Annotated in this window: 8 protein-coding genes and 1 pseudogene; 6 read left to right on the plus strand and 3 right to left on the minus strand. The window is 36.9% G+C overall.

Annotation, left to right across the window (positions count from 1 at the left end; translation table 11 throughout):
* Window positions 1–525: pseudogene (locus tag FJR38_RS27565) on the minus strand (hypothetical protein); the annotation flags it as partial.
* Between the two features lie 459 nt (window positions 526–984).
* Between FJR38_RS27565 and acsF the strand changes: the two are divergent.
* Complete coding sequence (gene acsF / locus FJR38_RS15835) at window positions 985–2061, plus strand: magnesium-protoporphyrin IX monomethyl ester (oxidative) cyclase (RefSeq protein WP_168499708.1); 1077 nt, start codon at window positions 985–987, stop codon at window positions 2059–2061.
* Window positions 2062–2385: 324 nt separating this feature from the next.
* A complete protein-coding gene (locus FJR38_RS15840; RefSeq protein WP_168499710.1) occupies window positions 2386–3780 on the plus strand; it encodes a collagen-like protein in 1395 nt (464 codons plus the stop codon).
* Window positions 3781–3898: 118 nt separating this feature from the next.
* Here FJR38_RS15840 and FJR38_RS15845 read toward each other — a convergent pair whose 3' ends face one another.
* Window positions 3899–4471, minus strand: coding sequence for a TIGR04376 family protein (locus FJR38_RS15845; RefSeq protein WP_168499712.1), 573 nt, complete (start codon window positions 4469–4471; stop codon window positions 3899–3901).
* 331 nt (window positions 4472–4802) lie between these two features.
* On the minus strand, window positions 4803–5453 hold the full coding sequence (locus FJR38_RS15850; protein WP_371418223.1) for a peptidase M15: 651 nt from the start codon (window positions 5451–5453) through the stop codon (window positions 4803–4805).
* 493 nt (window positions 5454–5946) lie between these two features.
* Between FJR38_RS15850 and FJR38_RS15855 the strand changes: the two genes are divergently transcribed.
* From FJR38_RS15855 to FJR38_RS15870, 4 genes are all read left to right on the plus strand, one after another.
* Window positions 5947–6780, plus strand: coding sequence for a carbohydrate ABC transporter permease (locus tag FJR38_RS15855; RefSeq protein WP_174763579.1), 834 nt, complete (start codon window positions 5947–5949; stop codon window positions 6778–6780).
* 155 nt (window positions 6781–6935) lie between these two features.
* Complete coding sequence (locus FJR38_RS15860; RefSeq protein ID WP_168538069.1) at window positions 6936–9113, plus strand: PAS domain S-box protein; 2178 nt, start codon at window positions 6936–6938, stop codon at window positions 9111–9113.
* Window positions 9100–10863 (plus strand): EAL domain-containing protein, encoded by a 1764-nt coding sequence (locus tag FJR38_RS15865; RefSeq protein WP_168538070.1) that lies wholly within the window; start codon window positions 9100–9102, stop codon window positions 10861–10863. The genes FJR38_RS15860 and FJR38_RS15865 overlap by 14 nt, the downstream gene beginning before the upstream one ends.
* Before the next feature lie 18 nt (window positions 10864–10881).
* Window positions 10882–12207: a lipid-A-disaccharide synthase-related protein gene (locus FJR38_RS15870; protein ID WP_168538071.1), complete on the plus strand. Its 1326-nt coding sequence runs from the start codon at window positions 10882–10884 to the stop codon at window positions 12205–12207.
* Window positions 12208–12428 lie beyond the last annotated feature (221 nt).

Consider the following 12428-nt stretch of genomic DNA (forward strand, 5'->3'; position numbering starts at 1 on the left):
ATAAAAATCTTGATGTTCAGAATTTATTATTCCATGATCTAACAACATTTCAAATTCACCAAAATATTGCCCTTGAAATATTTGTTGATATTCTTTAGTTAGCTTAATAAAAACATTCTTTTTGCTAGGGATTATCCAATAATTTGTTGATATTGCACAACTCATTTTGGCTGGGTTTTTAATTTCAGGAATTTTTGTAAAGAAGTAGGTTGAAAAATTTAGTTTCAACAAATATGGTTCTAAAATTTCTTGAGGAATAGAAATACACAATTCTTCTTTTCGTTGCGATAAAACCAACTGGTAACGTTTAGCACCCTTACCAGCATTATTAACTCGATAACCTATATATTGAGATGTTCGCTTTTCCTCAAACTTGTCATAAAAACCCAGTTTAGTCAGCAAACTGATGGCTAAAGACAGCAAATCCTCCCCACCTTCAATTACCTGAATATTAGTTGAAACCAAGCGAGGAACGCCGTTTTCAACCTCAAAGCGTTGGATGACATCGTATATAATTTTTGACATTGAATTTTTCCAAAAACCTTGGCTAAGGTTCATGGAAATATCTTAAACCCTATTCTCTAAAATTACAAGAGTCTTGGCTAAGATTTTTAGATTTTACCGAAAAGGCTAATTTTCCCCTCTTTAATCAAACCTTATCCGGGATAACCACCAAGGCACGCAACTAATTTATTTTTAGGCTCTTATGTTATTTTGATAGCGCAATATTATGTATTTAATTCTGCTTGTTAGCCCAAAGTGAAGCAGAGTAGGTTAGTAAAAATCATAGAAGTAAGAAACTTGTAACCCGTTTTTTGTTGATTTTTGCAACTCTTAATCATTTATCCACCCATTTTTGGGCTAGATATTGCTAAACTGAATTTTATACAAATTTATAATTTTTGTAGTCTGCACCTTGTGAGAGCATAAGGATCAGCTTTCTGGTGTAATCAAGAAAAGAAAGATAAAAGAGCAAATCAAAACATGGTAAACTCCCTCACTAAACCAGGCTTTGACGAAATCCGTCCCGGAGTTAAGTCCCCTGCAAAGGAAACCCTTTTAACACCAAGGTTTTACACAACCGATTTTGATGAAATGGCGCAGATGGATCTTTCCGTCAATGAAGAGGAATTAGAAGCTATTATTGCAGAATTCCGCATTGACTACAACCGCCATCACTTTGTTCGGGATGCTCAGTTTGAACAATCTTGGGACTCTATTGACGGAGAAACTCGCAAATTGTTCGTTGAATTTCTCGAACGTTCTTGTACAGCAGAATTTTCCGGTTTCTTGCTATACAAAGAACTCGGCCGTCGCTTAAAGGATAGAAGCCCTCTTTTAGCTGAAGGCTTTAACCTGATGTCACGGGATGAAGCCCGTCACGCTGGGTTCTTGAACAAAGCTATGTCAGACTTTAATCTTTCTTTAGATTTAGGGTTTTTGACTAAGAGCCGTAGTTATACGTTCTTTAAGCCCAAATTCATATTCTACGCGACCTATCTTTCTGAAAAGATTGGTTATTGGCGCTATATCACCATTTATCGTCATTTAGAATCCCATCCTGAAGATCGGATTTATCCAATTTTCAACTTTTTTGAAAACTGGTGTCAGGATGAAAACCGTCACGGTGATTTCTTTGATGCGGTTATGAGAGCGCAGCCTCAAATGTTGAATGACTGGAAAGCGAAACTATGGAGTCGCTTCTTTCTGTTGTCAGTATTTGCAACTATGTATCTTAATGATATTCAACGCAAAGACTTCTATGCTTCATTGGGTTTGGATGCGCGAGAGTATGATATTCATGTAATCAAGAAGACCAATGAAACTGCTGGTAGAGTCTTCCCAGTTATTTTGGATGTTGAAAACCCAGCGTTTTATCAGCGTTTAGATGTTTGCGTCAAGAACAACGAAAAATTAGCAGCAATTTCTAGCTCTAATAGTCCTAAATTCCTGCAATTCTTCCAAAAACTACCAGTCTATGTTTCTCATGGTTGGCAGTTATTACAACTATATCTGATGAAACCCATTGATACGGTTTCTACTCACGGTCAAGCTCGTTAATTGAGTTTAATTTTCCGGCGTTGCTGATTGAATGTATGAATTAGCCTCACGCAAAGGCGCAAAGGCGCAAAGAATTAAGAGTTAAAGAAATCTAATTTTTAAATTTCATACTCTGATTCAGCAACGCCAATTTTCCATAGGGAGGTGGTTTTGTCCAAAACAAAGCCACCTTTTTATTGCTGATTTTTGAGTTACAGGGAGCAAATTGGCAAAAATTTACATCTATTATAATAGGATGAATTTTTTTCGCGCCAAGATGCAAAGGCGCAAAGACAAGAGTTTTAATAGGTAGTACGAAATAGCCTCTAACCTTATATATATATTATGCACAAAAGTTTTAGATATCAATTACCATTTCTGCTCACATTCTGTTTATTTAGTAACTTATTACCTGCTACTGGTGAGGTTGTCTGTCCTACGAATGTCAAAGAATCAAAAATAGCTAGATATTATGATAGAGATGGCAGTAGAGGCAGTAATGGCCGTAGCGGGCGAGATGGTCGCAGCGGTGAAAACCAGACAATAAATGCTGATGGTGCAACAGTCAATCTTGACTTATCTGGTACAAATGGAGAAGATGGCGAAGATGGTGAACAGGGTGATCGTCCTAGCTGTAGAAACCAGCGGGAAGAAGGAAGTAACAATATTAATGCCCCCAATGGTGGTAATGGTGGTAGCGGTGGTAATGGTGGCAATGGTGGTAATGGTGGCGATCTTACTGTCTATTATACGAATTTGGCAGATTTAAAGAAAATTTCCGTTCGCGCTGTTGGTGGCGAAGGTGGACGGAGTGGAAGGGGTGCTAGAGGTGCGGCGGGTTGTGCTTGTCGTCGGAGACGTTGGGAGAGAGAAACCTGTACAGGAACTCCTGGTACTCCCAATCGTAAATGTACTAAAAAAGTTTATCGGTGTGACGATGGACGCGACGGGAGTGATGGTAGCAATGGACGTGATGGTACACGAGGCCGATCCGGTATTTTAAGTATAATTAATGGAAATGAACCCTTAGTAGGGGATAAACCAACTGCGGAAATAGGAATTTCTCAGTTAGCAAATCAACAGTTGAATCTTTCTAAAAATAAATGGCAAATCCGTCAAGGGGCAAATTCTTTACTTGCTATTGGTTCTGTGATTGCTGATGAATATCGGGAGTTTGAACGGCGGTTAGATGGGACTTTAAAGTTAATTTGGCAAGAAAAAAAGGCTATTTCTAACTTTTCTAATCAATCTGTAAAACTCAGTTTAAATGATAACCAACAAATAGATATTGCTTTTCCTGAAAATATATGGATTGATGGTACTGCTAAAACGGCGGAAGGTTTAACAGAGTATACTGTGAATCATGCTATTTCTAAAGAAGATGTGACTAGGTTGGCTGTGGCTGAGTTTGCTAATTCGGGACAAAATCTCAGTTTAAGAGTAGTTGATTTAGCTGCTAAATCTGATGTGATTAATACTCAGTTTCGAGTGAAATATCGAGCAAAAGATAACTTTTATGATTCTTTTAATTCCCCAACTTTATATGAAGGGGAAATTCCCGCAGAATTGGTGAGTCGTAGCTATAACAGTTTTAATCTAGCGTTAGGTAAGTTAAAAATTCCTAGTCAAGGTTTAAATCCTGGTACAAATGTTGATATTGAAATTATTGCTGTTCGTTCTTTAGGTGGACGTTCTGCACAACAAAAAATTAGTTGGCAAGGGGTAATTCGTCAACGGTGATATAGTAGGAGTCAGGAGGCAGGGGAGCAGGGGAGCAGGGGAGCAGAGGGGCAGGGGAAAAATATTCTTTTGCAACTGACAACTGACAACTGACAACTGACAACTGACTCCTTGCTAATTATTTTCCCATATTGCGTTTGAGTTTTTCTAGTTCATCTTGGGTTTCCCAACGACGAAATGTATCTTCTAAGTCATCAAAATTTCTATTAGAATTAGTGGCAGCATTCCAGCCGTGAGTTTCTAATCTTTGCTGGGTTTGGGCTTGGGTTCGGGCTGTTTGGGCTGCGGTGACTTGATTTTGTACTTCTTGACGACGCTGCTGAATTTTGCGGAGTAGTTCTTGAGATTGGGTAATGCGTTCTTTTAAACCTTGCATATGTCCCCACATCTGATTTCCTTCTCGCAGTAGTGCAGCTTCTCGTTCTTGGGCTGGGGTGGCTAAATCTTGTCTACCTGCGGCTTGGGCTTTTTGGATACGGATATGCCATTTTTGGATTTCTTGGGCGGTGGAGAGAATTTCGTCTTGCGATCGCTTCTCTTGTAATTGTAACTCGGCAATTAATTTTAATGTATCTTCTTCTTGTTCCCGCAGTTGTTCTAAAAGTGCTTCTAACTCCAAATGAGGGTTATTCCGCAAGAATTCTTCTAAACGACTTTCTAAAAACCGACTTAAATCATCAAATAAACTCACTGTTAAAACTCCAAAGGTTGGATATATAACTATTTTATAGCAGTTAAGAGGTGACAGGTGACAGGTGACAGGTGACAGTTAAGAAGGAAGGGGGAAGAGGGAAGAGAAAGATTTTCTTCCTTTGTGAAATCCTGACTTCTGACAAATTAAATTGGTGCTACCCAATATTTAATTCCTTGGACTATTTTTTGTTGTAATCCAAATTTGGGTAAATCGTCTTCACTCCAGCCCAAATAAGTCCAATGGGGAAGATCATTAATTATAGTTTGAAACCAACCATTTTGATTTAAAACTTGTCTTTGGGCTGGTGTTGATACTTGTAAATCAATTGCTAGTCCCCATAGATGTTGTGATGTGCCTGGGGTGCAACTAAACCAAGAATTTTTGTTTCTTTTCCGGCTTTTACTTGTGCTAATGTTTCGCTATTGGTGTATTTATTCCAAAATCTTAAATTAGTTGCAAAACTGCGAAGACAATCACCCGAATAACCAGATTTAAGGGAAATATTTGCTAACATCCTGGCTTTATTTAAAGCCTCAACCGCAGTTTTTTGTAAATAACATTCTTGAGTGCCATCTACTAAAGCCATGCTGATTGTATCTTGAAAAGATTGTGTTTCTGATTCGTTGTCTAAAATAACTTTCTGTGGTAATGTAATTCCCTGTTCTTGATTAATAAATGCTGTTCCATAAGCCCGCAATATAATATATTCAAAAGTATCAAAGGGGGGAATAGTTGAGATTTTATTGGCAATTGTTGATAGAAAACGTTGTTGATTATCCAGTTGTTGATCGGGAATAAATGGTGTATTTCCAAGTGTTGTGGGATTAGGACAAGGTACGCTAGAGTTATTTCTACATTCTTGGGAAATTTGAGGATTTAGTGTAAATTTATCTTGGGAAATTTTATGAGCGAAAACTAAGGTAACACTAACAAAGATAATTATAGTTACAAATGCTGCTATTTGCATAATTAGTTTCATAAAATATTACTTTCTTTGAAAATTGCGATTTCATCATATCTCAAAATCTTTGAAAATTTCTGTAATTAAGGTACAAGATATGAGTTGTAGGGGCTTTTGCGGAGCGTGCTGGAAGCATCAGCATTCGGTGTAAGGGCGAAGCATTCGGAAAATAAACTTGGGAAAAAACCGATAATTTATCGCCCGAATGCTTCGCCCCTACAAGGTTTGTCTATAGGTTTCTATTTAGATTTTGTACATCATTGATATGCAAGTTCCTTCGTGGTATGTCTTGGACTCCCGCAAGGGATATGTTCTTTCTTGACTTGTACGTAAGTCCTATTTTAATTATTAATTCCGCCCTGCTGTGCTAGTCTGTTGTTGAGGATCTTGTTAGTTGTGAGAGGTTGTATAATTTTATGAGGGAGTTTATTTTTTAGATCATAAATAATCATAATTTAATTCAATATTTTTCGATAAACCACATTCATGCTTAATCCTTTTTAATAAGATAATGAATTTAAAAAACTCACGGATGCAAACTGTAGTGATTTATGGAATACTAGGAGCGATCGCTATCGTTATGCTGTTTCCATTGTTATGGTTAATCAGTACAGCATTAAAATCACCAACCGAAAATATCTGGCAGTCACCACCACAATTATTACCTAGTCAACCAACATTAGAAAACTTTTCTAAAGTTTGGCAATCTTTACCATTTGGTACATACTTGTACAACAGTATCCTAGTCTCAGTATTAACCGTTGGTTTAAATTTGTTGTTTTGTTCTTTAGCGGCTTATCCCTTAGCTAGACTTTCCTTTGTCGGCAGAAACGGAATTTTCATTGCCATTGTCTCTACAATTATGATTCCCTTCCAAATTGTCATGATTCCTTTATATATTTTGACAGTGCAGTTAGGGTTAAGAAATAGTTACTTGGGGGTAATTTTCCCTAGTTTAGCTTCTGCCTTTGGTATATTTTTGTTACGGCAAGCTTTGATAGGTGTGCCAAAAGAAATCGAAGAAGCTGCTCGCCTAGATGGTAGTTCTGAGTTAGGATTATGGTGGTACATAATGTTACCTGCCATTCGCCCAGCACTGATTACTCTGGCTATCTTTGTCTTTATTGGTGCTTGGAGTGACTTTTTGTGGCCTTTGATTGTCATTCAGGATGAAAGTTTATACACTTTACCCTTGGGAGTCGCTAAGTTAGAGGGGACATTTTCTTTAGATTGGCGGCTGGTGGCGGCTGGTTCAGTTATTTCGATTATGCCAGTGCTAGTATTATTTTTGTTTTTACAGAAGTACATTGTACCTACGGATACTGGCAGTGGAGTTAAGGGTTAATTATACTGAGGGATAAAATAGAATCCAATAGCTATAATAATTAGCTATAATTTTATACTCGACTTAATTTAGATCACTGAGGGACAGATGGTGTTTTATGTCTATCCCCAAGTGTTAATCGAACTTCTGTCTATTTGTGGAAAAATAGTATAAAAATGTACATTGAAAAACTATCTAATTCAGATTTAGAACGGATAATAATTCCTTGTCCCTTGATATTGGAAAGTGACACATTGGCCATTAATGCAGTCAAATTAATGGGGCAAATGCGGAGTATGTGTTATCTGGCAAATATGGATATAATTCCAGATATTCAGCTTCCAAATATGGAACAAGCTAATTGTATTGCGATTCTAGAACAAGAACAGTTAGTAGGAATTTTTACGGAACAAGATATCATCAAATGTACAGTAATGGGAGTGAATTTGGAGCAAGTTACCCTAGCAGAGGTAATGGTTGAGCATCCAGTCACCTTAAAAATATCAGAATTTACGAATATTTTTGTAGTTTTAAATTTATTTCGTCAACATAAAATACTTTATTTAGTAGTGATAGACGACGATGGTAATTTAGTAGGAGTTGTTACTCAAAATAGTATATTTAATACATTTGAACCACTGCAAATGTATGAAGAAATTAATGTTTTACGCCAAAAAGTTTGTCAACTAGAAAATGAAAAAACCGAAATTCTACAAAAGCAAAATACTGAAATAGAACTTCAAGTTCAAGTCCGAACGATGAAAATCATGGAAAAAGCTAAGTCAGATCAACTGCTGGCAATGCTTTCACAAAAGATTCGTAAATCTCAATACTATCAACAAGCCCACAAAGAATTGAAAGAGTGGATGCTGACAGAAGCAAAACTCAAAAAACTGAATGAAAGATTAGAAATACGAGTTATGGAACGTACCGCAGAATTACATCAAAGTCAAGAATATTTACATCAAATTACAGAAAATATTGACAGTGTTTTCTGGATGACAAATCTGGAAAAAAATCAGATCCTCTATGTTTCAATAGCCTATGAAAGAATTTGGGGATATTCCTGTCAAGACCTCTATCAATCATCCCAGAAATGGGTAGATTTCATTCATCCAGAAGATTTACCACGCATTAAGGCGGCGTTACCCAACCAAATTAGTGGTAAATATAATGAACAATATCGCATAATTCGAGGTGATGGAGAAATCCGCTGGATTAATGATCGGGCTTTTCCTATCCATGATCAAGAAGGTAATATTTACCGGATTGCGGGAATTGCTGAAGATATTACCCAAAGAAAACAGATTGAAGAAACACTGAAATTGCAAGAGCGAGCGATCGCTGCTAGTAATAATGGTATTGTGATTGTTGATGCTCGACTACCAGACAAAAATACAATTTTTGTTAACACTGCATTTGAAAAAATAACAGGTTATTCAGCAAGTGAAGTTATGGGGCAGAACTGTCGGTTTCTGCAAGGTAAAGATCGACAACAACCAGGTTTAAAGGATATTCGTATAGCTTTAAAAACGCAACAAAATTGTAAAGTTACCCTCCGTAATTATCGGAAAGATGGGAGTCTATTTTGGAATGAACTGAGCATTTCTCCCATTTATGATGATCACGGCAATCTAACTCATTTTATCGGCATTCAAAATGATGTAACTGACCGCAAACAGGCAGAAGAACAAATAAGATCCTCTCTCCAAGAAAAGGAAATATTACTCAAAGAAGTTCACCATCGAGTGAAAAATAATCTCGTAGTAGTATCTAGTCTTTTAGATTGGCAAGCTGACTATCTTACAGATCCAGCAGCGATCAAAATTTTTGAACAAAGCCAATATCGTATCCAATCAATGGCACTTATCCATGAAAAACTCTATCAATCTAAAAACCTCGCAAAAATTGATTTAAGTGAATATTTACAAACTCTTGCTCAACAATTAGCATTTTCCTCCAACTTGGATCATGAAAGAATTACCATTGATTTTGATTTACACCCCATTTTATTAAACATCGAAACAGCTACTCCCTGCGGTTTAATTGTTAATGAATTAATTTCTAATGTTTTTGAACACGCTTTCCCAAATCATGAAACCGGACAAATATGGTTAAGAATAAAAGAAGATGACCAAAAGCAAGTAACTATAACTATTGAAGATAATGGTGTCGGTTTTCCCGCAGACCTGGATTTTCAAAATACGGAATCGTTAGGTTTACAGTTAGTTTGTTTATTAACTAAACAGTTAGAAGGAGAAATTACAGTCAGTTGTGATCATGGTACTACATTTAAGTTAATTTTTTCAGAACTACGTTATCAAAAGAGAATTGAAAATTATGACCAGCATTAAAATATTAATTGTTGAAGATGAACTTCTCATTGCCAATAATTTAGCCAGAAAACTGACAAAGTTGGGATACACAATTGTAGATATTGTTTCTTCTGGAGAAAAAGCTATTCAAATAGCACGAGAAAAACAGCCTAACTTAGTGCTAATGGATATTGTCATTAAAGGTGAAATAGATGGTATCCAAGCTGCTGCTAAAATTTCTCAAAAATATGGTATTCCTATTATTTACTTAACAGCTTATGCTGATAATGAAACATTGGAGAGAGCTAAATCCACAACTCCTTTTGGTTATATTCTTAAACCATTTAAGGACAAAGAATTGCAAGTAACAATTGAAATTGCTTTGCAAAAATACCAAGCTGATTTAGAGCAGAAACAAAAGTACATAGCACAAGTTGAAGGGGCTGAACAAAAACTCAGTCAAGTCCAAAAATTTGATCCTCTGACTCAGTTATTAAATCGTCATGGTTTGCAGGAAGAGTTTGATTTTCTGGTCGAAAAATTTATTAATAATCTGATTCAGCCTACAGAAACAGCACCGAATTATCTTCCTTACTTGCCCATTTTTTGTTTAAGTTTTGATCGTCTGGAACGAATTTATCAAACTCTTGAACCAGCAAAAAGCGATTTACTCATACTCAAGTTAACGGAACAGCTAAAGTTAGCCCTTCAAGAAAAGGGTGTGATTGCACGTACTAATAGTAATGAGTTTGTGATTATTGCTGAGGCTATAGAATATCGTAACCAGGCAGTTGCTATAGCTCAAGCCTTATTAGAAAGTATCTCTAAACCAATTTTACTTGATCATCAGGAAATATTTGTTACTGCTAGTATAGGCAGCGCATTTTACTATCATCCCTACCATTTAGAAACATTGTTACAACATTGTCGGATTGTCATGACCAAAGTTCAAAAAGCGGGAGGTAACGCTTATGAATTTTATAACCATAATCTCGATAATACTAATTCAACTCAGCCTTGGGAAGTAGATTTGCACCATGCACTAGAATTGAATCAATTTCAATTATATTTTCAGCCCATAGTCAATATCAATACTGGCAAGGTTGTGGCAGCGGAAGCTTTAGTCAGATGGTTACATCCTGAATACGGAATGATTTTACCTATAGATTTTATTCCTGTTGCTGAACAAAAAGGTTTGATAGTTGAAATTGGTAAATGGGTATTTAGAAACACTTGTAGTTATTTAGCAGAGTGGAAGAATGCAGGATTACCATTAATAAAGATTTCTGTTAATCTTTCTGATCGCCAATTATCTCATCCTACATTATCTCAGGAACTTACTAACATATTAATTGAAGAAAAAGTTAGTGCTAAGTTCATTTCTTTAGAGGTAACTGAAAGCATTTTTCAAGAAGATAGTAGTTTAGCTGTACGCCGTCTTCGCTTGCTCAAGGCTTTGGGATTTGAAATAACTATTGATAGTTTTGGTACTGATAAATCATCGTTAAACTATTTGAGTAAGTTTCCTTTTGATATTTTGAAACTGGATTGCTCGCTTGTGAAAAATTTAAAACTGACTTCAGGAAATGAAATTATTGTTGCGAGTATTATTGATGTAGCGAGAAAATTGAATATGAAAATTGTTGCTAAAGGGGTAGAAAGAAAAAATGAGTTGAAGTTTTTCTATGATCATCAATGTTATGATATCCAAGGTAATATTTTTAGTCGCCCTATTCCAGCCTCAGAGTTTATAGGTTTAGCAAATACTTTGGTAATTCCTAGTATTTAGAGGATTTTTTAAAAGTAAATGGTTAATTCTCGGTTACAGTTATTAGTTTTAAGTAATGGTCATGGTGAAGATATTATTGCTGTGCGGATTATCCAGGCTCTGCAACAGTTGTCTTCTCCACCGGATATTTTTGCTTTACCAATAGTGGGTGAAGGACGGGCTTACCAAAAAATCGCTGTTCCCATCATTGGGAATGTGCAGAATATGCCGTCTGGTGGTTTCATCTATATGGATGGAAAGGAATTGATGCGCGACGTGCGCGGTGGTTTGGTAAAGTTGACTTGGAATCAAATTCAATCTGTCCGCAGGTGGGTAAGTTCACAAAAAAAGTTAGGTAATCAGAAGGCTATTTTGGCTGTGGGGGATATTGTCCCTTTGTTGTTTGCAGCAGTGAGTGGTGCTGATTACGCTTTTGTGGGAACGGCTAAATCAGAATATTATGTGCGTGATGAGGCGGGGTTATTACCGAGAAAATCCAAGTCTGCAAAGTGGGAAAATTTTTCTGGTTCAATTTACCATCCTTGGGAAAGGTGGTTGATGAGTGGTAGGCGTTGTCGGGCTGTGTTTCCGAGGGATTCTCTGACTACAAAAGTTTTAAAAAAATGGCCTATTCCCGCTGTGGATGTGGGAAATCCGATGATGGATGGGTTGCAGCGGACTTTGAACGCCCAGCAATTTTATCGTCCGAATGCTGAACAGGAGGAAGTGATTCGGCCTTTGATTGTGACTCTTTTGCCTGGTTCTCGTGCGCCGGAAGCATACAATAATTGGGAAGTGATGATGATTGCTGTATCGGCGTTGATGGCTAGTTTGCGTCAACCAGATTCTCTATTTCGCGCTACGGGGACGATGATTTTTTTAGGAGCGATCGCTCCTGGTCTAGATTGTAGTATTTTATCCCAAACTTTACATATTCAAGGTTGGCGACTTTGTGATCACTCTCCTTTACCTATTTCTGACCCCGATAGCTTGACTTTTCAACAAAAAAATTCCTATTTAATTTTGACTCAACAAGCTTATAGTGATTGCTTGCATTTTGGTGATTTAGCGATCGCTATGGCCGGAACTGCAACAGAACAATTTATTGGTTTAGGAAAACCAGCGATCGCTATTTCTGGTAAAGGTCCTCAATATAACCCTGCTTTTGCTGAAGCTCAAAGTCGGCTTTTAGGGCTATCTCTCACCCTAGTAAACCAACCATCACAAGTTCTCCCAGCCATTCAATCTCTACTCAAAAATCCTGACCTTTTACAAATGATTGCAGACAATGGCGTACAACGCATGGGGCGTGCCGGTGCAGCACAACGAATTGCAGAATGTTTACAAGAACGGTTTTTGAGGTAATTGTCAATTGTCAATTGTCAATTATTTTACAAATGATTGCAGACAATGGCGTACAACGCATTGCATAACGTTTACAAGAACGGTTTTTGAGGTAATTGTCAATTGTCAATTGTCAATTATTTTCAAATTGTATTAGCTAGACAATGGCGTACAACGCATTGCATAACGTTACAGAACGGTTTTGAGGTAATTGTCAATTGTCAATTGTCAATTGTCAATTA

The sequence above is a fragment of the Anabaena sp. UHCC 0253 genome (assembly GCF_009712085.1).
In the GTDB taxonomy this organism is placed as follows: domain Bacteria; phylum Cyanobacteriota; class Cyanobacteriia; order Cyanobacteriales; family Nostocaceae; genus Dolichospermum.